The 24,660-nt window shown below is 44.8% G+C and carries 12 protein-coding genes and 2 pseudogenes; 4 read left to right on the forward strand and 10 right to left on the reverse strand.

Going from position 1 to position 24,660, the window contains the following annotated elements:
• Nucleotides 1-75: 75 nt before the first annotated feature.
• The 4 genes from JCM15548_RS14820 to JCM15548_RS14840 all read right to left on the reverse strand — a co-directional run bounded on the left by JCM15548_RS14820 (nucleotide 76) and on the right by JCM15548_RS14840 (nucleotide 11,884).
• On the reverse strand, nucleotides 76-1,689 hold the full coding sequence (locus tag JCM15548_RS14820; RefSeq protein WP_062127022.1) for a DUF4957 domain-containing protein: 1,614 nt from the start codon (nucleotides 1,687-1,689) through the stop codon (nucleotides 76-78).
• Between the two features lie 157 nt (nucleotides 1,690-1,846).
• Nucleotides 1,847-3,808, reverse strand: a complete 1,962-nt coding sequence (locus tag JCM15548_RS14825) for a RagB/SusD family nutrient uptake outer membrane protein (protein WP_062127025.1) — start codon at nucleotides 3,806-3,808, stop codon at nucleotides 1,847-1,849.
• Between the two features lie 50 nt (nucleotides 3,809-3,858).
• Nucleotides 3,859-7,134, reverse strand: coding sequence for a SusC/RagA family TonB-linked outer membrane protein (locus JCM15548_RS14830; protein WP_062127027.1), 3,276 nt, complete (start codon nucleotides 7,132-7,134; stop codon nucleotides 3,859-3,861).
• Nucleotides 7,135-7,468: 334 nt separating this feature from the next.
• Nucleotides 7,469-11,884 (reverse strand): hybrid sensor histidine kinase/response regulator transcription factor, encoded by a 4,416-nt coding sequence (locus JCM15548_RS14840; protein ID WP_062127032.1) that lies wholly within the window; start codon nucleotides 11,882-11,884, stop codon nucleotides 7,469-7,471.
• Between the two features lie 490 nt (nucleotides 11,885-12,374).
• On the opposite strand from JCM15548_RS14840, the pseudogene JCM15548_RS14845 reads away from it, so the two are divergent.
• From JCM15548_RS14845 to rpsO, 4 genes and pseudogenes are all read left to right on the forward strand, one after another.
• Nucleotides 12,375-13,435: pseudogene (locus tag JCM15548_RS14845) on the forward strand (glycoside hydrolase family 88/105 protein).
• Between the two features lie 91 nt (nucleotides 13,436-13,526).
• On the forward strand, nucleotides 13,527-15,149 hold the full coding sequence (locus tag JCM15548_RS14850; protein WP_062127035.1) for a glycoside hydrolase family 43 protein: 1,623 nt from the start codon (nucleotides 13,527-13,529) through the stop codon (nucleotides 15,147-15,149).
• 29 nt (nucleotides 15,150-15,178) lie between these two features.
• Complete coding sequence (locus tag JCM15548_RS14855) at nucleotides 15,179-16,888, forward strand: glycoside hydrolase family 28 protein (protein ID WP_062127039.1); 1,710 nt, start codon at nucleotides 15,179-15,181, stop codon at nucleotides 16,886-16,888.
• 95 nt (nucleotides 16,889-16,983) lie between these two features.
• Nucleotides 16,984-17,253: a 30S ribosomal protein S15 gene (rpsO, locus tag JCM15548_RS14860; RefSeq protein ID WP_062127041.1), complete on the forward strand. Its 270-nt coding sequence runs from the start codon at nucleotides 16,984-16,986 to the stop codon at nucleotides 17,251-17,253.
• Between the two features lie 67 nt (nucleotides 17,254-17,320).
• Here the strand turns inward: rpsO and JCM15548_RS14865 are convergent, their stop codons facing one another.
• The 6 genes and pseudogenes from JCM15548_RS14865 to JCM15548_RS21995 form a co-directional block, all read right to left on the reverse strand.
• Nucleotides 17,321-17,902: an outer membrane beta-barrel protein gene (locus JCM15548_RS14865; protein WP_062127044.1), complete on the reverse strand. Its 582-nt coding sequence runs from the start codon at nucleotides 17,900-17,902 to the stop codon at nucleotides 17,321-17,323.
• Between the two features lie 394 nt (nucleotides 17,903-18,296).
• Nucleotides 18,297-18,596 (reverse strand): hypothetical protein, encoded by a 300-nt coding sequence (locus tag JCM15548_RS14870; protein WP_162198259.1) that lies wholly within the window; start codon nucleotides 18,594-18,596, stop codon nucleotides 18,297-18,299.
• A gap of 38 nt (nucleotides 18,597-18,634) precedes the next feature.
• Nucleotides 18,635-18,826, reverse strand: coding sequence for an OmpA family protein (locus tag JCM15548_RS14875; RefSeq protein WP_062127050.1), 192 nt, complete (start codon nucleotides 18,824-18,826; stop codon nucleotides 18,635-18,637).
• Nucleotides 18,827-18,843: 17 nt separating this feature from the next.
• Nucleotides 18,844-20,094, reverse strand: coding sequence for a T9SS type A sorting domain-containing protein (locus JCM15548_RS14880; RefSeq protein WP_062127053.1), 1,251 nt, complete (start codon nucleotides 20,092-20,094; stop codon nucleotides 18,844-18,846).
• Between the two features lie 255 nt (nucleotides 20,095-20,349).
• Complete coding sequence (locus JCM15548_RS14885) at nucleotides 20,350-23,583, reverse strand: T9SS type A sorting domain-containing protein (RefSeq protein WP_083985169.1); 3,234 nt, start codon at nucleotides 23,581-23,583, stop codon at nucleotides 20,350-20,352.
• Nucleotides 23,559-24,660, reverse strand: a pseudogene (locus tag JCM15548_RS21995) (hypothetical protein); the annotation flags it as partial. The gene JCM15548_RS14885 and the pseudogene JCM15548_RS21995, both read right to left, overlap by 25 nt.

The raw sequence follows: 24,660 nt of genomic DNA on the forward strand, positions 1-24,660 counted from the left end.
TTATTAATAAAGGGTACAGCCATCCAGCTGTACCCTTTATCGTAATCAAATTTAAACATGAGATCATTTATGCCTCTACCACCAGCGAGGATCACCAACTCTTTCAACCAGAGCAGGGTCGCTCACGGAATAATCATTGGCTGAAGGATCGGCAAATACTTCGGCAGATGGCTGACCGAAATCTTCCAAATCAATGGGATACAAAAACTCATTGGTCTCCGTATGGGTACTCCATTTTTGATCGCTGGTTCTAAAACCCTTATCCACGGTTACAACGGCTCCGCCACTTCGGATTCCACGGCTGGTCTCACTGCCCCAGGCCGGACCAAAGATGGAATTCTTAATCAGCACGCCACCGGGTACTTCTTTGTTCTCCAGATCCAGCATGTAATCGCCACTGCCATTGGGCATGAAACAAGCCGTCACATGCTCAATCGTCACCGAATGAATGGAAGGTGTTTTGCGGGCCACAATGAATTTCTGCGTATGACTAATGGTGGAATTGGAAACAATGATGTCACCACCAAAAGAGGCATCGTGGTCAAAGTTCAGCACGCCGTAGCCGGCAATGGAATCCACAAAACAGTTGTTCATGACAAATTTATCAATGGTGGTGGCCGATTTCATCCGCACTACGCCCCGCTTGTAACGAATGTCGCAGTTTTCAAAGTTCAGTTCGCCGACAACGGCTCCGCCATTCCCAAAGTTAAAGATGTAGGTTCCGCCAAAGTTTCCATCGGCATCCCTGGGTTTGTCCGGGTGATCGGTAAAGACAATCTTCTCAAACTTCAGGGCGCCCACCTGGGCATCAGCTACCAGGTCAAAATTATTGGCCACCGCCATAATGGCAAAGCCTTTGAGACTCAATCCGGTTACAAACCTTACCGAAGTAGACAATTGAAGGCCTGTGCTCAGACTATAGGTGGTGCCTCCCGAAAGAACCATGGTAAAACCTTCCGGATAGAGGGCGCTCAACTCATCTATGTAAGTCTGGGTCAATAACTCATAACTCTCTTCCTCGGTTAATTCTCTGAGATCCACCACATCGCCTTCAAAAAGTTGAGAGGGCACGGTGGTGAACGACTTCTTGCCCATGTATTCTCCGCCTGAATAGGCTTTGACCACAAAGGTGGTCTCGGGCGTCAGCTGACTCAAAATAACTTCTCCCGCCGCATGGTCCGCTTCAGTTAATACAACGGTGGCTACCAGGGTATCGTTTCTTGAGACAACCAGGCTGTCATATTGGGCTTCCGTCCATTTAATGCGGGCGCGATTATCAATCACATCTTCGGCGCCCGGCGTTACCAGACGGGTGGGATAATCCGAGGTCTTGATGTTTTCACCCACAAAAAAATCGGAATTCAAGCTACTGCCCATGGAACGAATCCGCAATTGGTAATTGGTGTCATAATCCAGATCCTCAAAAGTGTAAAAAGTGGTATCTGTTTCCACATCATGTAAAACCGTCTCAAATGAGTCGACCGACAATTGCAGATTAAACAAGTGGGCGCCTTCATACTTATCCCACTCCACCCGGATCCAGGTGCCACTATAGGTGGTCTCCTTTACAACGGGCCGGAACAAACGATCCGGCGTTCCCAGATTCTCCTCGTCATCACATCCGGTAAACAGACCGAAAAGTGATAAAACCAGTAGCCCTGACAGGCTTAATTTTATATTTTTTTTCATGATTGTGATTTTTTATGGTCTTACAAAAATTCTATGCAATTGACAACCAATATTTTTTTGATTATCTGACATAACTCTTTGCTATTCATTAAGAAATACATCCCCTGACTTTCCTTTTAAGGTGATAACAAAGAATGTATTTCTCATTTTCTTCAAATTAATTCATAACATGTCCATAACCCTCATTGGTCAGAAACTCACTGGCCTCAATGGTCTGGGTAGAGATGGGCAACAGATAGGGCACGGCTGACTGCCCGCTCTCATCCTTATAGCCTCTCCAGCATCGTTCGGTATAATCGGCCGGCTCATAATACTCCTCGCCGCTATTCTCGTCGGTCACCTTTTTAAACAGATTACGGGCCCAGTTGGCTCTGGCATAAGCGCCTTCATTTCCCTCAGCATCCAATTCTGTAACATCAACGATTAATTCAGGCACCAACTCCGGCTTATATTTTGTATTCAGGAAAGTAATATGTCCATTGTCTATTTGATAGTACAGATAGTCGGCCAAATTTGCATATTGCGCCACTTCCGGATTCGACATCTCCAACTGATGTGCAGCCTTGCCCATATTGTTCAGCGTCTCTTTGGTCTCCACTATTTTTTGACCATAAATATTCCAGCGAACCAAATCAAATTTGCGCAGACCTTCACCGCCCAATTCCCAGGCGCGCTCATCCACTACGGCATTAAAGAAATCCTCCTCTGAAGTGATGTTGTTCACATAAGCCTCTACCTTTGAAGCATGAGCTTCTGCCGGGAAGGCTCTGCGCCTTACTCTTTTCAGGGCATCTTTGGCCAAGGCAGAGGGACCATTCAATTCATTCTCCGCTTCCGCCAACATCAACAGCACATCTGAATAACGCATCAAAGGCCAGTTGATACCGGTTCCTTTGGAAGAGGAAGCACCCGGACTGGAATTCAGCCACAAACGGTTCCATTTGGCCACCGCCAAACCGGTTATAGAAGACACTTGTTCCTCGGTATCGCTGACAAACTCGACTTTAGAGACGGTGGCATCCCTGCGGACATCAGCATCATCGAACGAAAAGTAGTAGGCCGGAGAAAGATTCACCTGAATGGTGGTGGAACCTTTTGAACTGCTGCGTACAGTGGTGCCAACGCACCAGCCAACATCTCCCCCGTTGGCGGCCATAAAGGCTACTTCAAACAACACGTCATCATTCACCGGCGCAATCCATTCACACTGGTTGCGAAAAACCTTGGCAAAATCAGCATTTAAGGCCCGGTCCTTCAAAGCCACCAGCTTTTGGGCATATTCCCTGGCCAGCAGGTAATAGTCCTCAGAAGTGCGGGCTACCCTTTGACTGCCATCCAGGGCCGTATAGGTAACGGCCAGACTTTCATCTCCGGAGGTATCCAGGTAATCGTCCGCTTTTTTCATGGTACCATCCACAGTCATGCCATAGCCTGCACGAAAAAGGGCCAAACGACTAATCATGCCCATGGCAAATTCGCGGTTCATGCGCTCAATACCGGCGGAGTATTCATCAGCAAAGAACATCTCACCTTCAATGTCCACCAAATCCTGAATACATCCCGTATAGATGATATTTTTATCTGTTTTGGGAATATCCAGCTCCATACCGGCCTTGGCGGCCTCGGTAAAGTAAGGGACATCACCAAAGAAATTGATCAATAGATAGTAACGGTAGGCACGGAGCGCATAGGCTTCACCCAGATACATCCGCATGGTGGGGTCATTGGCCAATGAACTGGCCTGGATGCCTTCAATGATCTGATTGGCCCGATCAATAACCAGATAATTGTCGCGCCAGGACTTAAAAATATCATTAAAACCGCTTAAGAATCCGCCCTGTAGCGACCAAACGTCACGTCGGGACCCGTCGGGATTGGCAGAGGGTTGCATCACTTCTACATCGGTGTTTTGCATCCAGACATTGGACATCCGGGAGGTATAGGTATCCTCCGCAAACAACTGATAAGCACCCATTAACATCATTTTAGCATCTTCCGTATTCGAAAACACATAATCGGTATCGAAAGAAGATGGCGCTTCCACTTCGAGATAGTCCTCACATGAAGAGAACACGGTCGCGAAGCAGACAATCCCCAATATATATTTACTTATTTTCATACCCTTATATTTTAGTTGCTGTGGCCTTATAAAAGGCCTATCATTTTAATTTAAAAAGTAAGATTGATACCTAAAGTCCATGAGAAACTCTTGGGATAGGATGAATAATCCACACCCGGCGTTAAACCGGAGGGAGCGCTGCCCCGGACAGGTGAGCTGACCTCAGGATCATAACCGGTATAATTGGTCCATACCCAAATATTATTCAAGGTACCATAAATGCGCAGGTTTTCACTGCCAATTCGTTGCGAGACGGGTGTGGGCAATGTATAACCCAGCGTCAGGTTCTGAAATCTTAGAAAGGAACCATCTTCAATGGCCCATGAATGGGGCACTACAGTAGCATTGCCAAATGAATAGGGCGACCAGTATTCCTTGGCATTCGCGCCCTCATTCATCTCCCGGAGTGTGGCCAAATCGGTCACCAGTTCGCCGGAACTTCTATCCAGATAGGTATAACTGTTATCGGCGGCCATAAAGGCCAGGAGGTTAGGATTGCTGGTCCGGTATTGTTGCGATGAGGCGATCTTATTGGCATTGTAGATATCATTGCCATAGACGAAGTTAAACATCACAGAGGCGTCGAAGCCCTTAAAGGTGCCATTAAACCCAAAACCACCGGTAAAATCAGGTGTGGCGTTACCTATGATGGTACGATCGCCTTCATCCACCACACCATAACCTTCTTCTCCTTCGGTCTGCTGATCTTTTAACTTAAGGGTTCCGGGACGAATACCAATTTTTCCGCCCAGCAAACCGGTTGTGGGAACCCCCTCTTTTAAAACATATTGTCCGGTAGCCTCATCATAATTTTCGAAATCGTCGGTGGTGTAATAACCATCTGTTTCCCAGCCATAAATAATACCCAGCGGGCGACCGACTTCCACCCGGTAGTCAGAATAGCCTTTGAGATCGGTACCGGCCCAGCCGGAAGCATACTCCTGAACCAAAATACCATCGGCCAGATGCTCCACGTTGGATTGGTTGTAGCCAATGTTGAAATTGAAGTTAAAAGAGCGGTCGCGCTTTTCAATGATAAAAGCGTTTAATGAAAGTTCCACCCCTTTGTTGGAAGTCTCTCCCACATTTTCAAACGTCTCGGTATATCCCGGGGCCACGATATTGCGTTTAATTAACAAGTCCACCGCTGAATTGTAGTAGCCTTCCAAGGTGCCCGACAAGCGCTCATTAAAAAACCCAAAATCCAGCCCCACATTTCGGGTGATGGTGGTTTCCCATCTCAGGTTGGGATTGGCCAGTTGTGAATTGGTCGCTGTGTAATAGTTATTGGGGGTATCACCCACACCATAGGTCTTATTATTACGGATAGAGTACTCCAGTTTGTATAGCGATGAGGCAATTCTGTTGTTTCCGGCCTCTCCGTAGCTCAAACGCAACTTCAGGTTGGACAGCCAGTGCCGGCTCCCTGCCATAAAACCTTCTTCTGAGAGGCGCCAGGCGACCGCCGCTGCGGGGAAAAAGCCCCAGCGATTGCCCGCGGCAAACTTGGACGACCCATCGGCACGGGCCGTTAAAGTCACCAAATACCGGTCGTCAAAATTATAACCAAAGCGACCAAAATGAGAGGCCAGATTGTCATTGGTATTGACCTTACTGGTGACTTTCAGGTTGCTGCTGCTCAATCCCATATTGGCAAAAATCTTTTCCGGCGCCAAATCGGCACTATAGCCCGTGGCGTACATATAATTATTATCCCCCTGAGAGGTGATGGCTTCCTGACCCAGCATGAGGTCAAAACCATGAACATCGTTGATGTCAAAGTTATAGGACAGAATATGCGCGCTGCGCATTTTGGTTTTGTTTTCCTTTTCCCAGTCGACCAGCGGGTTGCCATCCACATAGGAAGCATTGGTGGTATATTCTCCCCAATACCGCTTGTCTTCCTCGAAACCGTATTCAAAGCCACCTTCTACACGGTAGGTTAATCCCGGAATAATATCCCAGTCAACACTACCCGTAAAATTAAAGGCCCTGTCATTTCTTAAGCGCCAGTACTGGGCGGCTTGTTCCGACAAGGACATATTGCTGCGCAGGTACTGTTCGTACTCTTCATCGGTCATGCTGCCGGGATTAACAATGACAAACTCATCCAAACCCTTTACAGCGGGTGAGGTGACGGCCTGTGTGGTACGGATTTTATGCGTACCGCCGGATGTACCGGAACCATTGATTTGGGTATCGGACACACGCGCATTCAGATTAAAGCGCAGATTGTCGGCCAAATCATGGTTCAGTTTAAAGTTGAAATTGTATCGCTCATAACTGTTGTTCTCCATCAAACCGCCATCCTTATTATAGGTATTGCTCAAGGAGAAGCGGGTTTTTTCGGTTCCGCCGTTGATGCTCACGTTGTGCTGCTGAGAAATCACATCGGCTCCAAACATATCGTCCTGCCAATCGATGGGCTTCTGATGCCTATAAAGCGCGATATCATCATATACGCCAAAACGCCTTTCAAATCCTTTAATGCCGTCCTCGCCATCCAAAGCGGCCAATTCGTAGTTACGCATGACGTACTCATAGGGATCCAGAACATCTAAGCGCTGAGCCAATTGTTTCACCTGCATGTAGCCGTTGTAGGTGACCTGCGTTTTGCCGCCTTTGGCGCTCTTGGTGGTGATAATGACCACGCCATTGGCACCCTGAGATCCATAAATGGCCGTAGAGGAGGCATCTTTTAATACGTCGATGGACTGGATATCCCCAGGAGCCACATCGTTGATGCTGGAAACGGGAAAACCATCCACAATGTACAAAGGTGAATTATCGCCGGTAACGGAGCCTCCGCCCCTGACCCGGATGATCATTTCCGCATCGGGAGAACCATCGGCGGTTGTAATCTGCACACCGGCCATGCGTCCGGTTAAGGCCTGAGCCACACTGGCCACCGGCACCTTAGAAATGGTTTCACCCTGCACCGATGATACGGAACCGGTCAAATCTCTTTTTGTGGTGGTGCCATAACCAATGGCCACAACTTCGTCCAGTCCGATAGAACTTGGCGTTAGAACGGCTGTAATGGACGAGCGTCCTTCTACAGCAATTTCCTGCTCTTCAAAACCAATGAAGCGAAAAAGCAACACGGCTGTTTGGGCATCCGGCACCTGCAATTGAAAGTTCCCGTCAAAATCACTGACTGCTCCGGTGGTGGTTCCTTTAATAATAATATTAACCCCGGGCAGTGGTTCACCTTCTGTATCTACTACAGTTCCGGAAACGGAAATTTCCTGGGCAAACGCACTGATACTTATCGCCATCAAAAGCGTCAAAAGCACAGTGCGAAGATTTCTTCTCTTGTTTAACATCCTTTACCTATTTTGAATTAATATTAAATGCTTAAACCTGGCTGCCAGGCAACAGATTTTTGTTTGTTAATTTTACCATACAAACCTACCGTTATGTTAATTTTTGCTTGTGCAAATATTGGTTTTACTGGGGGATTATTTAGACTTGTGGCACTGACCAATAAATCGACAAGCCACACAAAACCACTGACTACAGGTATATTACCAAAAAAAGGGCAAAACTCTAGAGCCTTACACCCGCTTTCCCCTTCCCTTTTAGCGCATAAAAAAACCGACCCCTTTAAGGGGGCCGGGATACATCATTTACTCACAAAAAAACCGAAGCGACGAAGGATCAATTGAGCACTTTGGCCTGCTTGTGCTTATATTCAGAAGGGGTCACGCCAAAACGCTGCTTAAAACATTTGCTGAAATACCTTGGGTCGTTCAGCCCAACCATATAAGCTATTTGCGTCATGTTATACTGGCTGGACTCTATCAGTTGTACGGCCCTTTGCAAGCGCATTTCTCTAATGTATTCAATGGGGGCCAATCCGGTAAGAGCCTTCAGTTTTTTAAAGAAAACCGACCGACTCAAAGCCATTTCATTCACGAGGTCATCCACTACGAGAGAACTGTTTTCGATGTTTTGCTCCATCAACCGTTTCAAATCACTTAGAAACTTCTCATCAATGGACGTTACCTCAGGCAAGGATGGTTTTATTTCAAAACTCACCGTTTCCTGCTTTCCCTGATAATGCAATTGCAAATTTTTGCGCAACTCCAGCAGGTTAATGATGCGGGATTGCAGGTAGGAGGGACTAAAAGGTTTGGGAATATAGTCATCTGCTCCTTTACCAATACCTTCCAGTTGACTTTCCTTATCGGCTTTGGCTGTTAGCATGATGAAAGGGATGTGAGACGTTTCAATGTCAGCTCTGATATCATTCAAAAGATCCATGCCGCTTTTTACCGGCATCATCAGGTCGCTGACAATTAAATCGGGCAGATGTTTTTTGGCCAACTCAAAACCATGGGCGCCATTGGCCGCTTCAAGCACCCCATAATCTTTCTCAAGAATGCTTTTAATAAATCGCCGTACCTCAGAATTATCTTCTACCAACAACAATACCGGTAGCTGATTGTCCGCCGCATCCGCCTCAACGTGCTCGCTTTCATTCATCACCTCCCATTCTTCGGTATCAACAACCGGAAGGGTTTCATCTTCCAGAATTCGCACTTCATCATCAAAATGGGCCAGTCCTTTTTTAAACTTTAAAACAAAAACAGTCCCTCTGTCCCCAAGGCTTTCAACAGTGATGTCTCCATTGTGCAGACCAACCATCTCTTTAACAATCGACAAACCTATTCCTGTACTGGGCCCTTTCGATACGCCCTTTCCAATGGAGTTTTCAAAGCGCTGAAACAAGTGCCCCTTTTTGGCTTCATTGATACCAACGCCATCATCCATTACTTTTATCACCAGGCTATCCGGCGTTTCATCCAGGATAACTTTAACAAATGCGCCCCCTTCAATAAACTTAAAGGCATTGGATAATAAATTAAAGACCACCTTTTCCAGTTTATCGACATCCGCCCAGATATACCCTTCTTCAGAATGGTCTTCCAAGGTTAAATCGACATTTTGTTCCAACGCAATCAACCTGAAATTATCCATTACCCGGGTCACAAATCCTGGCACATGCACTTGCTCAACCGTCATTTTCAATTTGCGGTGATTGATTTTCACAAAATCCAGCAATTGATTGATTAAACGAAGCATACGGGAGCTATTGCGCTCAACAACTTCCAAGGCTTCCCGGTTATTTTTTGAGAGGGAAGAATCGTTCAGCACTTGTTCCAACGGAGCCAAAATCAGGGTTAAAGGGGTTCTCAGTTCGTGGGATATATTGGTAAAAAACTCCAGCTTCATATCCAACACCTGATGGTCCACTACAATTTGGTGCCGCAAGCGATAAATTACGAACAGGATATAGATGGCCAACCATCCTATAAAAAAGAACAATACGAAATACAAAACATAGGCCCAGGTGGTCACCCAAAAAGAGGGGGAGATATGGATGGGGACCGACTTCTCATTATCCATCCAAACCCCGTCACTATTGGTTGACCTCACTTTCAGCACATAATTACCGGCCGGCAAATTGGCAAAATTCAGCATACGCTGACGATCCAAAAACACCCAGTCACTGTCGAACCCCTCCAGCTTGGCCGCATAGCTGACCGACTCCGGGTTCTTCATGTCCATAGCGGCGAAACCAATTGAAAAAATATTTTGATGGTGCTTCAGTTGAATGGGGTCGGCTGCATCGATGTGCCTTTTCAAAACCCCGTCACTGGAAGGACGCTGACGCTTATTCAGCAGCCTGAACTCTGTAAAAACAATGGGCGGAACATAAGCGCTTTTTGATATCGAGTCGGGATGAAAACGCATGACGCCCTTATTCGTCCCGAAACGAATGGATCCGTCCATGGAAACCAGGCCCGCTCCTTCAGAAAAGCTTAGTGTTTGCGAAAAATCGGTTTTATTAAAATTCCTAAAGCGCTTTTGATCGGGATCAAAACGGCTTACGCCATTTTCTGACAGCATCCATATAAAACCTTCCGTATCCTCCAGGACGGAAAGTAAGGCATCTGCTTGTAATCCATCCTCTGAGGTATAGCTTTTAAAGCGATATTCTAAAGCATCCGTTGAAGAAATCAATTTATTCAGGCCACCCCCAAAGGTGGCGACATAAACATCTTTATTTATGGTCTCTAAAATACCATGAACGTCATTGTTGCTCAAGCAGAAAGCGTCGGAAGGTCTGTAGGTATAGTTAAAAAACTGAATTTCTTCCGGTTGATCAAAATCCGAATCAAAAACCACCAGGCCATGCGTGGTCCCCACCCACATCCTGCCAGAGGAACAGGATGTGATATACCGGACCCTGTAGCAATTCCCAATGGGGTATCTGGTTAAGTGATTGAAATGATTGATAAACTGAATGTGCCCCTCGGCAGTTTTTTGAAGCAGATTGATACCACCACCATAGGTTGCAATCCAGATTTGCCCTTTGACATCCTCATGCATATGATACACATCGTTGTGACTTAAGCTATAAATATCGTCGGGGTCGTGTTTAAAAAATTTTAAGTGAAGATGAAAATCTCCGGCATCCCTTACCGGAGTGGCCATAATCAAACCCTCTCCCTTTGTGGCGATCCAGATGGTGCCCGCCTTATCTTCCATCACGGCATACACATTGGCCGGGGAAAAACGGGCATCCGCGTGTAAGCGGCCATCCCTTCCCAGAAAACCCAAAAACTGCTCATCTCTGCCGTAAATGCCGAGTCTTCCACCCTTTGTGGACACCCACAACAAGCCCCCGGAATCCTGAAACAAGGCCCGAATATCGTTGTCATTAATGAGCCGGGGATCTGGATAAATCTTTTTCACCCCAAAATAGGCTTTCGGGAAAACAAATCTTTCCAGGCCCTTGGCCCGGGTTCCCATCCACAAATTTCCTTGTTGATCAGAAAACATGGAGTGCAAGCGATCGGTAAACTTTTGGCCGGACGCTTCTTTGGTAAAAAACCGGGACAACTCATCGCTTTCATCATCGTAATAAAAAACACCGCCCCCCAGGGGATGTATCCACAAAAGTCCCTGCTTATCTTCATGCATCATAAACTCGGGTTCACCGGACCCATCGTTATTGATACTTCCAATGAGGTATTCTTTGATGCGGGAGGTTTCTTTTTGGTATTGAACCAACAGGCTTTTGGTCCATTGAATCCACACATCTCCGTTGTTGGCCTGATAAGTTTGCGGCAAAAATTCTGAGCTGCTCTGGCCGGAAGTGTCAAACCTGAAATGCTCAAATGCTTCATGATCCACATCATAAACCAAAACGCCCTTATCTCTGGTTGTCAACAAATAGGAATGGGGAGACAGTTGATGAATGGCACAAATATCAGCATCCACCGGGGCCTGAAGATGAATAAATCGTTTTCCCTTTTTAATATACCGCCAAACACGGCCCTTGACTGAACCAAACCAGATTTCTTCGGCATTGTCTGTTCCACAAAAAAAGGACGATTGCTTCCGCTCTTCCGGATTATGGCCATAAAAAAAACTCAGGGCCTCCGGCGATTCTTTTTCAATCACTGCCAGACCATTATCCGTCAGAAGCCATTCATTGTTGTCCGAATCCAGGATCACATCAAACACCCGGTTGCTTTTAAGCCGTCCGGAACTCAAGGAAAAATAACCGTAATCCAGGCGACTGGAAGCAGTATCGGTAGAAACCCGAACGGCCCCGTCCTTTTCCGTTAGGAGCCAGGTAACTCCTGTGGGAAATGTTTTGACATCCGACATATGGATATTTCCATGGGTTCTTTCGGGCACATTTTGAAACACCTCCAGCTCCGGATCAAAGCGTACCACATTTTTACCATAGGCATACAGCCACAAATAGCCGTACTTGTCCTCAATAATCTTGTCAATCCGGCTACTGGTCAAGAAAACATCATCGCCGGGACGTACTTTGTACGACTTAAAAGTGTAGCCGTCAAAACGGCTAAGGCCATTCCAGGTAGAAAACCACATGTAGCCCTTGTGATCCTGCAAAATATCCATGACGGTATTTTGCGACAAGCCGTCCTCGGTCGTAAAATGACGCCAAATATAGCCCTTCTCAGAATCAGCGAAAACGTCCTGCAAAGTCATCCATCCAAGTAATAACACCACCAAAGCTATTTTCTTCATCCCGTCTGTTTCATTTTATGGTATTATTAAAAAACGCAAATATTTGATAAAAATAAATCTTTTATCCTTAAGACCTTGCAAGGACTCAATTATTGCACAATAAAAATCAATTATTACCCCCGGTGGGGGCAGCCAGGGCCCCATAAATATCAGGCTGAAAAACACATCCCTCTCCCCGGCCGCACCCTTATTTTAAAACCTTTTAATCGGGGATTATTTAAAAAAAACGGCGATTAAAAGAAAAAAACAGATGCAAAATGGACAAATTGCGGAAAATCGGATAATATGTCCACATACGAATTAAAAAAAAACGGGACTTTAGCGACATACAAAAAAGTTAATACCCTTGATCATGAAAGAACTATTTTTAATCGCGACCTTACTGCTAACCACATTGGCGCCATCCTGCACAAAACCGGACAGCAATCAGGGATTAGACTGGGCCGAAAAGATGGCCCAATCGGACATCCAAAGAAACCCTGAAGCTTGGATGATTGACTTTAGAGAAACGCCCAAGTGGGAATATACGCACGGCCTGATGATGACGGCGCATATGGCCCTCTATCATGAAACCGGGGACGAGCAATACCTGGATTATGTCAAGGGCTTTGCAGATAAATTTATCGCTGAAGAGGGCCAAATCCTTACCTACAAGCCCACTGATTTTAATATTGACCGCATCAATCCAGGTAAATTCATGATTGAATTGTACCAGCTGACCGGGGATACCGGACTTCGGGCGGGTATTGAATCTCTGCGCACCCAGATGCGTCATCACCCCAGGACTTCGGAAGGTGGCTTCTGGCACAAAAAGGTCTATCCGCACCAGATGTGGTTGGACGGGCTTTACATGGGAGCGCCCTTTCTGGCACAATATGCCCGGGTATTTAATGAACCGGAGCTGTTTGCCGATGTCGCCCTTCAATATACCCTGGTGGACAAAAACATGTTCGATCCGGAAACAGGTCTTTACTATCACGGATGGGATGAAAGCCGACAACAGCAATGGTCTGATCCCGAAACCGGGCACTCACCTGGCTTTTGGGGAAGAAGTCTGGGCTGGTATGCCATGGGGCTGGTAGATGCGACCTCCTGGTTTCCGGAAAACCACCCGGACCGTCAAAAGCTCATTGATCTCATCCAAAAACTGGCCAGCCACATCATTAACTATCAAACAGCAGAAACAGGCCTCTGGTGGCAGGTACCCCATCAGCCCGGGCGGGAAGGCAACTATGAGGAGGCCACAGCCTCCGTTATGTTGACCTACTTTTTGCTTAAGGGTGTGCGTCTGGGCTTTCTGAGTGATGATTATCTGCAACAGGGCATAAAGGGCTATGAGGCATTCTTGAACATCTTATTCGCGAAGATGCAGACGGCCAGATAAACATTGAGTCCTGCTGTGCCGTAGCCGGACTCGGAGGCAACCCCTACCGCGACGGCACCTATGAATATTACATTTCTGAACCCATCAGAGACAATGACCCAAAGGCTGTAGGCCCATTCATTCTGGCCTCCCTCGAAATGAGCTATCTGAATACAATGGATCGCTAAATTGATAGAACTATTATTAATAGAGAAAGCATCCAATAACCTAAGAAGAATTTCATAAACCATACAGAAAAAAAATCAAAATAAGAAGCATATGAAAAAAGCAGCTTTATTTTTTATCGCCTTGAGTATAACAGCCGCCCTATGGGCCCAGAAACCTTATGTATCTGATGTATGGGTGTCGGATCAGGGAGACGGCACCTACAAAAACCCCATCTTATTCGCCGATTACTCTGACCCGGATGTTGTGCGCGTGGGCGATGATTACTACATGACGGCCTCGAGCTTTAATGTCATTCCCGGCCTGCCCATTTTGCATTCGAAAGACCTCGTTAATTGGGAGCTGATAGGCCACGCCCTGCCCAGACAATATCCACTGGACCATTTTTCCAAACCGCAACATGGCAATGGTGTTTGGGCGCCATCCTTTCGCTACCACGAGGGTGAATTTTATATCTATTATGGCGATCCCGACTTTGGCATCTACATGCTAAAAGCCAGAGAGGCAGCAGGTCCATGGAGCCAACCCCACCTGGTTAAGGAAGGCAAAGGACTCATTGATCCTTCTCCCCTGTGGGATGAAGACGGACGTGCCTACCTGGTGCATGCCTACGCTGGCAGTCGTGCCGGCATCAAAAGCATTCTGGTGGCGGCGGAAATGCATCCCGACGGCACCCATTTGCTCAACGAGGGCAAAATGATATTTGACGGGCATGCGGCCCACGAAACCATCGAAGGCCCCAAATTTTACAAGCACAATGGTTACTACTATATTTTTGCCCCCTCGGGTGGCGTGACTTTCGGTTGGCAGGAGGTGCTGCGTTCTAAGAATGTATACGGACCTTATGAATTCAGGACGGTGATGCACCAGGGAGACACCGACATCAATGGCCCCCACCAGGGAGGCTGGGTACAGACCCAAACCGGCGAACACTGGTTCATCCATTTTCAGGACAGAATCGAATATGGCCGTATCACCCACCTGAATCCCATGACCTGGGAGGATGGCTGGCCAATTATTGGAGAAGATACCAATGGGGACGGTATCGGTGAACCTGTCCGCAACTACCGCAAACCAAATGTGGGCGGAACCTTTCCAATAGCTACGCCTGCCGATAGTGACGAATTCGAGAGCGTTGAGCTGGGTTTGCAGTGGCAATGGCACGCCAATCCTAAAAACACCTGGGCCTTTCTTAATCCGGGCGCCAAAAAGCTGAGACTTTTCTCGGACAAATTGCCAGAGGGTGCCACCAATTATTACCAGGTACCTAACTTGTTGCTTCAAAAGCTTCCGGCAGAAACCTTCACCGTGGACACAAAAATGACTTTTGGTCCCAACGAAAACAAACTGGGCGAACGGGCCGGCATCATTCTGATGGGACGCAGTTATGCCTCCCTGGCTCTGGAAGATCGGGAAGATGGGATTTACCTGGTTTATAACATCAGCGACGATGCCCAATACGGCAACCCCGAAGAGGAAATGTTTGCCAAAAAGATGGACGGCAACGCCATCTATTTCAGGATTTCAGTAACAGCGGATGGCATGGCCCAATTCAGCTACAGCGAAAACGGCCGACGATTCACGGCCCTTGACACGCCCTATCAAATAATCCGTGGTCACTGGATCGGTGCCAAAGTAGGCCTGTTCAATGTCCGGAAGGAAACGACCAACAATTCGGGCTTTGCCGACTTTGACTATTTCAGGTTTAGCAAGTGAGCACCTAACAAACATTCAATTCTAAAAAAATGATCAATATTTTAAAAAAGACAGGGATCGCATGGATCACTGTCATTACCCTGCTCTTAAGCGGCTGTTCAAACGGAACAACCCCTGCAGCGGACGATGCATGGGTGTATGAAAACATCGAATTTGACATGCCTGAAGTCCGGGAGCCAGCCATCCCTGAAAACACCGTCAACTTGGCCGATTTGGGAGGCATTCCGGATGGCTTCACACTCAACACCGACATCTTTGCCAAAGCCATCGATCAAATGGCCGCCCAAGGTGGCGGGAAAGTGGTGGTACCTGCCGGCATCTGGTTAACGGGTCCCATCGTGCTTCAAAGCAATATCGAATTGCATTTGAAGGCTGGTGCTTTGATTCGCTTCAGTGAAGATTTTGACCTCTACCCCCTTATTCCCACCTATTTTGAGGGACTTTCCACCTACCGTTGTCAGTCCCCCCTCAGTGGCAAGGACCTCAAGAACATTGCCATAACCGGTCGGGGAGTCATCGACGGAAACGGACAGGCCTGGCGTCCGGTAAAAAAAGGAAAAATGACAGAGAATCAGTGGGAGAATCTGGTCCGTTCGGGAGGAGTCCTGAGCGATGACGGACAAATATGGTTTCCCTCAGCACGATCGGCTAAGGGATACCGACTTTCAAAAGGAAGCAACATCCCACCCCTCGTTCTGCAAAAAGACTTTATGGAAATAAAGGATTTCCTGAGGCCGGTTATGGTCAGTCTGATCAATTGCCAAAAAGTGCTGCTAGACGGGCCCACCTTTCAAAATTCACCCGCCTGGAACATCCATCCATTGATGTGTGAAGATGTGACCATACGCAACCTGACCGTCCGCAACCCCTGGTATTCGCAGAATGGGGATGGACTGGATCTGGAATCGTGCAAGAATGCCGTGATCTACAACAACAATTTTGATGTGGGGGACGATGCCATGTGCTTTAAGTCGGGAAAGGACCAGGAAGGACGCGACCGGGGCATGCCCACCGAAAATGTCATCGTCAAGAACAATGTGGTATACCATGGTCATGGCGGCTTTGTCATAGGCAGTGAAATGTCAGGGGGTGTGCGTAACATCCACGTATCGGATTGTACCTTTATGGGTACCAACATTGGCATCCGCTTTAAAAGCAATCGGGGTCGCGGAGGCGTTGTAGAGAACATCTATATCTCCAACATCAACATGACAGATATCCCAACCGAACCCATCCGTTTCAACATGTTTTATGGCGGCAAAGCGCCGGTATTAGACGATGGGTCCAGCAGTTTAAGTCTGGTCGAAAATGAACCTGAAGCGGTGGCCGTGAATGAAAGCACTCCGGTATTTCGGAACATCCATGTAAAAAACATCGTGGCCGGTGGCTTTGGAAATGCCGCCCTGTTTATGGGCTTACCGGAACTAAAACTTGAAAATGTGACGCTCGAAAATGCCATTCTACGTGCCCCAAAGGGCTTTACCATCGTGGATGCTGAAGGTATACAGCTAAAAAATGTTCAGGTGATTCAGGAAATTGGTCCCGCACTGACCCTGTTCAACAGCAGCCACATTGAGTTAACTGACTTTGATTTTAATGACGCTATGGATCAGCCTGGCATCGCGGTTTCCGGAAAAACCACAGGGGATATTCAATTAAAGCAGACCGACTTCTCAGCACCTGATACCCAGATAAAATTGGTCAATGGCGCAAAAGCATCTGCCATCAGTTGGGATTAATGCCCCATCGTTCTTATTTTTTTAAGGTTCTATTTGCCAATAATCTAAAAAAACATTTATCTTTGCACCTCAAATTTATTATAGAATAAACTGTTATGTATTTGAATCAAGAAGTAAAAAAGGAAATCTTCGCTAAGTACGGGAAGTCGAATACTGATACTGGTTCTCCCGAGAGCCAGATTGCATTATTTTCCCACCGTATCAAGCATTTAACTGAGCATCTCAAGTTAAATAAGAAGGATTATAGCACAGAACACGCTCTTGTAAGTCTGGTTGGTAAGCGTCGTCGCTTACTCAACTACCTTAAAAACACCGAAATCAACCGGTACAGAGCCATCATTAAAGAACTGGGATTACGTAAGTAATCTACTCTAAAGAACAAAAAAGCCATTCTCGTTTGAGGATGGCTTTTTTGTTTGGATTAACTCACCATTAAAACTTATACAACAAACCGGCTCCTATTGAAAGATAGCCAGAATAAGTCGATGTATATTTGGCTTCCGCATTTAGATCTAAAGCATCCGTCAAGGCAAAACGACCACCAACACCAACGTTGATCCCAAGTTCATTGTCCTTATAGTCAAGATTTAACAAGTCGTCATAAAGATCGCCCATATCACCCCAAATGTCATCGTACTCATCATACGCGTCGTACTCAGATGAAAAATCATTGCCTGAATAGGACGGCCCGTCGTACTTGTACTTAAAAAACGTGATGTTTAAACCGGCCAAAGCATAAAAGGCATTGGAGCCATTGTCGCTAAAGACATAATGCCCATCAAAATCCAACGATGAATAAGTCGTGTAATCTTTTTTAAAATAATAAGTAAACTTAGGCGACACCTCCCATTGGGGATCAATTTTATACAACCCTTGCAAAGAGATACCGACATTTTCAATATCTGTTGCATAATTCAATCCGGCGCCTAAAGACATTTTAGACTCCTGAGCATTCACCTTAGCTGCTGACAGGCTCATAGCAAAAAGCACCATCAAAACAAAAAACTTTTTCATAAAAAATTAATTAATAGTAATACAGATAAAAAACTTCGAAAAACACATTAAAATAACTCATACGCTTCGGGCATCTCTTCATAGTCAATTCCTGCAATAGGTCTGAACTTTGATGTTGGTACCGACATATTTTCCTCAAATTTGGTAGCTACAACATTCGCCTCCACGCCCATTAATTTCATGGTTGACTTAAGCGGAATATTTTTAATATTCAAACACTTGACCAACCTTCGGTTTCAGAAACAGGGCTATTTAAACCCAACTTAGTTCTTCACTATGCTCAGCGTAAAATCAGTGGCTTCTTCTTCTAAATTCTCTATGTGCAGATAAAGGTCTGACTGTGAGAATTCATAAGTCAGCTCCTCCTCATCTAGTCCTCCATTTGTGCTGCTGGTTAAACCATTCCCTTGATTGGCCCATAGCCAATGACGACTCTCAAGTCTAAATCCTGTGTAAACTTGCTTAGCTTAACGGTGTAGGTTTGATCTATTGAATAGGGAAACTCATAAAGGTAACTTCCCGGCTCAATCTTTGTTTTAGTTGTACCAACAGACACCTTGAATGGGTTGTGCCATGTGCCGCTTCCTTCCAACACGGCAGCTTTCTTTTCAGTTTCTTCGTCTTTACTACATGAAAAACTCAGGCTTCCGACGATCATAACACTGATTAATAACAATAAAATCTGCTTCATCATTAAATGGGTTTAAGTATTAAGAAATAAAAAAATCATATTCAGAACTTCACAAACTCTACCCTGCGGTTCTGGGCTTTTCCCTCGGCTGTTGAGTTGCTGGCAATGGGTTTTGATTCGCCAAAGCCTTTGGATGTAAGGCGCGATTTGTCGATGCCCAATTCGATGAATTTGTCCATAACTGCTTTTGCACGGCCTTCTGAAAGGGTTTGGTTGGCCCCATCATCGATCATTCTATCCACCGCCTTATCTAGTTTTTAATCACAGTTATCGTTTTTACCACTTCTTCATTTCTTAATTTTAAAATATATGCTCCACTATTTTCGTGTTGTATATTTATGATAGACACGCCGCTGGCTATTTCTTGCTTTTTCACACAAACATCCTGAATATTAAACACTTCTAAAACATAAGCATTATCAGAGCTTATGCTAAAAACACCATTTGACGGATTAGGAAACACCGACAAGTTTGAGATTTCACGGTTTTGATTGGAAGTTGAAACACTTACTTGAATAGCCACTTCATGCGGAGATGCATGTGGAGATGCAATGGCTGTCGATAGAGGCCTAATTGTATAGTGATAGGTGAGTTCAATCGAGTTTGTTACAGTTAATACCGCACTCTTGCGATCATCGGATACCGATATGGATGAAATATCACCTAAATATTGACCTTCTAGTCCTCCGATAACCCAATTGGATGGATTCTCGCAATACAAACCGCCGCCTCTCTGCTCCATGCTACTGAACAATCCGGCTGTAAGAGCAAACTCTATGGTATAGCTGTTTTCGACTGCCTGGGCTTGTGCTTTAGCAATTGGCTGAACGATAACAGCAACGGGGTTTGGCTGAGCATGTGGCGCTTCAATTATCTCTTTAGCTGGTTGTATTGTATATGAACTGTAGTTCTCTATTTGGCCTGTAACAGTAATTGTAGCAACTGTCAAACTTTCCATTGAAATGGAAGTTATTGCACCTAAATCCTGACCATCTTGTCCATCAATAGTCCAGTTTGAAGCCAGTTCAGTTGACAGGCTTTCAACAAATTGGCCTTTAGACAATGTATAGGTAATATCTGTATGGCCTTCAACCGCAGTTGCCATTGCTTCTGCTCGCTCTATAAGGGTTATGGAAGTTTCATCTGGAGCATAAAAAAATAGCTCTATGGCTGCCGAATTTGGTTGTAACGTGTATGCGCTGTAGTTCTCAATTTCACCTGTGACAGTAATTGTTGCAACTGTAAAATCTTCAATAGAAATGGAAGATATTACTCCTAAATCCTGACCATTTTGTCCACCAATGGCCCAGTTTTCTATTAGTTCACCGTCTCCATTATTCCTAAATGCTCCATGCGTTAAAGTGTAGACGATTGTATTTTCACCAACAATAGCGGTTGCCGTTGCTTCAGCCTTGGTTTTGTCAATGGCAAAGCTGTTTGTGCCAAACAAGCCAGCAAGGGCAATAAGTGCAAAAGCCTTTTTAAGTAAATCTGTTTTCATTTTTGAATCAATTTTTAGTTATCTGTTAATATTTGCCACTAAAATAGTACAGTCTTTACCTATGTATCCAGAAGCATTTGAATGCGTTAGGTTTTTCTTTGAAAATGAAATTCCCTTCACCATAGCAAAACCAGCACTTAAAAACACAGGAAAACATCCGTATTTGAATGCGTTGACCGTTTATTAAAATTGTTTCAAAGAAAAACCTCCCTCTTGTCTTAGGCAAGCGGGAGGTTCTTACAATTTAACGAAGCACTATTTTTTTACAAACCTCAAGGTTTCAGATTTTTTATCTGCGTATTGGATCAGCACCATGTATATTCCCTTATCCAGATTCGACGTATCAATGGTTTTTGTATCTAAACCTGAAAGTTGTTTCTCCATCACTTTATTTCCTGCAACATTATATACCACAAGCATTGAAGCTTTATCAATGTTTGAGATGGTCATATAATCTGAACAAGGATTTGGGAATGCTTTAAGGTTATCTTTATCAACCAGAAATCTCGCTTCAATGGTATTTGCCAGCATAGAGAAAGTAGCTGTTAGTGTTTTACTTTCATCCAGCTTTATTTGGGCGTTCTCATTAAAAGAATTAACATCACCCGTCCAGCCATCAAAAACATATCCCGGAGCAGGCACCGCACTCACATTTACGCTTGAACCTTTTAGATAAGACACATTTAAAAAGTATTGTTTTTGATTATGATGCACCGTGCCCTCACCTTGAACATTTATTGTCAGCATAACGTGGTTATCAAAATAGGGATATCCACCATTTATGTCCTCATCTATGGACCACACTTTTGTGAAGTTCCAGTTCTCATAAGTGGCTTTTGTTTTCATCTGGGCCGAGTTCCTGCCTGTGCCTCTAACCGATGCCGTCTGGCCTGATTTCTCGGTGTCAAAATAGCATTTTGTAGCAGTCACTCCAAATGTAGGGACATCGCCCATAAAACCGCCCACTTTTTCAGCACCCGTAACAGCTCCCGCACTATAGCAATCGCTGATATTCAACATTTCAGCAACACCAATAAAGCCCCCAATCATTGCGTTACCATTTACCGAAGCAAATGAGTAGGAATTGACGAAATCCGACTTCCATGTTTGGCCCGCTTCCATTATCGAAGCTGCACCAACTAAACCTCCAACAGCATTACCCCCTTGCACAGAGCCGGTACTAAAGCATTGGTCAATTTTGGTTCTAAAACCATATCCAAGGAGTGCGCCTACACCATCCTTGCCAGTTACATTTGCATTCACAGCTCCTAAATATTGAATGGTGGCTGCTTCTGTGAAACCAAACAGACCAACACAATCATTATCAGGTTGATTAATGTACAAATTTTCAACAACATACCCTGCCCCATCGTAAAAGCCTTTGAATGGGAGACCATAACTTTTACCTATAGGCATCCAACCTTTGCCCTCGTTCCAGTTGTTTATATCATCCGGGAAAGTAATATTAGTTGTTTGAACGAAATGACTTTCCCAAAGCGTTGAGCTTTGACTGATTTTTAGAAGATCTTCCCAGGAATTTATCAGGTATGGATCAGAAACTGTTCCACTACCATAAAATCGACCATGTCGGCGATGGGTAGGATATTCATTATTGTCAATTTGCCAAATCAAATCAAAGTCCCATCCGGCAAAAGAAGAAGCCTGCTTCATTTGAGCAGTTGTTTTGCCTGTCAGGCCAATGTGTGAATTATCATCGGCTTGTGCCGATGTACTTACATCCCAGAAACAACTTGAAAAAGTTGGCGCAGAGTAGTAGCCATAGAAACCACCGTTATAACTGCCATCCTCAACTTCACCGGCTGCATAGCAATTCTCAAACTTTGTACTCCCGGCATGGCCAACAAAGACGCCCATCATAGTACCGCCGCGTACCGCACATGTACTGTAACAATTTTTTATTGTTGACGCCTCATCATTACCAATTAAACCACCTGCAAAATTAGAGGATTCACTATTTAATTGGACAACTCCTGTAGCGTAGCAGTTGGATAAACTATTTGCATCCCCTTTCCCCTGACCAACAAGCGCCCCAACGTTCGAATAACCGGTAACATTGGCCTCAATCAGCCCCAGATTTTTGATTTCTGATTGTTCAATAAGTCCAAACAGACCAACGTTTCTGTCTTCAGTGAAATCGTTTCCTTGTTTATTGATGTACAGGTTTTTTATCGTATAAAAGCCACCATTGTAACTACATCTTTCAAAAGGAGTATCCTCATGTAGTGAAACGACATGACCAATAGGCTTAAAGCCTGTAGCGTTGTTCCAAAAAACAATGGATTCGGGAAAAACAATATCGGCCGTTTGTTTATAGTTTTTGTTGAACCAAAAAAGCTCATGATTGGCTAACCAGTATAGTTCTTCCCAGTTTCTAATTAAGTAGGGGTCCTCTTTAGTTCCGGCACCAACAAGCACAACTTCATCCTTTATTGTTGGCAAACCACTGTTAATATGATCATTAATGGTCCAATCAAGATGAAGCGCCCAGTGTGCAATGGTTTTTTCCAACCTCAGTTCAGCTGCTGTTTTAGGCTCAGCTCCCAGTGCCGCAGTTTGTCCCGTCAGATCGGAAACGAAAATATTGTTAACAAAATCCGCTGAAAAACTTTCACCAGCAAATCCCTTATCATGGGGGTTTGTAGCACCAGTGTATGCAACTTTACCGGCGGCATAGCAATTCTCTATTTCACCAACAGCAGCTCCTACAAAAGAGCCAAATGAGGTTTCAGAGCCACTTTTTCGAGTAACCTTACCCGTAGAATATGCATTGATTATTTTACCCCCTGCATCACCGCAAAGGCCACCTACGCGTTTAATTCCTGCAACATCCCCGTTAGAAAAACTTCTATAAACATTGGCATTAGAATTCCCAACAAGCCCTCCTACGTTCTCATTTCCATTAACATTACACTTACTGTTGGAATTGATAACCGTTGCATTAAACAACCAACCAACTAGGCCGCCCACAATATAGTCGCCATTGATTGTTCCTGTTGAAGAAGCATGAGTCACTTGATAATTAGAATACGGGTCATCTCTATAATCCTGGTCGCATGAAAAATAGCCAACTAAAGCAGCAACTCTTTCCTTTCCGGTAATATCAGCGTTGGATAATTTCACATTAGAAATAGTTGCGTTATGTGCCCATCCAAACAGACCTATATTATTTTGCTCAGGTCTGTTAATGAATAATGCATTGATGGCATATCCATCCCCATTGTAACTACCTGTGAAATTTTGGCTTTCATGACCGACAGGATTCCAGCCCTTGCCTTCATCCCATTGTGAAAGAGGCGTATTTAATGTTGAGAAATCAACGTCCGCAGTTTGTAAATAATGCGCACTCCAATAGTCTGGATTTAAGCCCAACCAATATAAGTTCGCAATATTTTCTATTTTGTAAGGGGCATTCTCCGTTCCTGAGCCTAATGGCATGAGTGGTTCTAACGCAGATGTTGAAACAACCATTTCACGACTGTAAGAAATACCATTTCCGTTAGCGGCATAAGCTTTATGTAGTATTTTGTGTCGCCTTCTAAGCCCGAGATAACATGAGCGTAATCTTCAACACTATTGTTTTGATCGCTACTGCCAAGGTTGTTATCCATTGAAACATTTGGATGCTTGCTCCACACAAAACCCTTTTTAGTAAGCAAAGTTGCATTGGCTGCTATAACTGACCCATTGGCAGTCATTTCTGCACTTTTTATGTTTGTAGCATCTGAAATTACCACAAAGGGGATCATTTTAAGAGCCGGTACAGGGTAATTATTAGCAGTATGTATCCAAACGTTTGTGAAATCGAATCCGGCGTTAGTGAATGTTGCCAGGTTTTTCATTTGGGCGGAAGTTTTCCCTACTAAACCTTGTTCAATGTTATCAATATTTATAGCAATATCTTTAACTTGATTACTTGTTTGAGTATCCCAAAAGGAATTAATAATGGCTCCTTCATTATGACCTATGAAACCTCCATTGTATTCATCGTGGCCAACCACTCTGCCGGTACTTATACAGTTTTCAATGACGGAACTAAAAACAAGACCACAAAAACCGCCGGCAGTTACCCCATCAACATCCCCAAAGGCAGCACAGTTTATTATTTGAGAGTCATCGGATGCACAAGCTATAAAACCACCTGCATTGGAGGCCTTATTGTCACCAGAGGTTATAGCAACAATACTATAACTGTTACTGATGATGCTATTTGCAGAGTACCCGATTAAACCACCACAATAACGGTCTCTAAAACTATCTCCGCTTATATTTCCAGATGAAAAGCAGTTAAAAATATAACTATTCGCAGCATGGCCTATTAAAGCACCCAGGTAGGCAGAACGATTGTGCACCGAAGATGCTAAATTAACATCGACCACTCTAACATTAATGATTATTGCCTGGTCAGTTGCTCCGAATAATCCAACATATTCCTTTTCAGTGTTTGAAAATAAGTTAGATATTGAAAAACCCTTACCATCATACGTCCCTGTAAATGGCTTGTTTAATGAAGAATTAGGACTTCGCTCACCAATAGGCGTCCAACCT

Origin of the sequence: Geofilum rubicundum JCM 15548 (assembly GCF_000974365.1) — a bacterium.
GTDB classification, from domain to species: domain Bacteria; phylum Bacteroidota; class Bacteroidia; order Bacteroidales; family Marinilabiliaceae; genus Geofilum; species Geofilum rubicundum.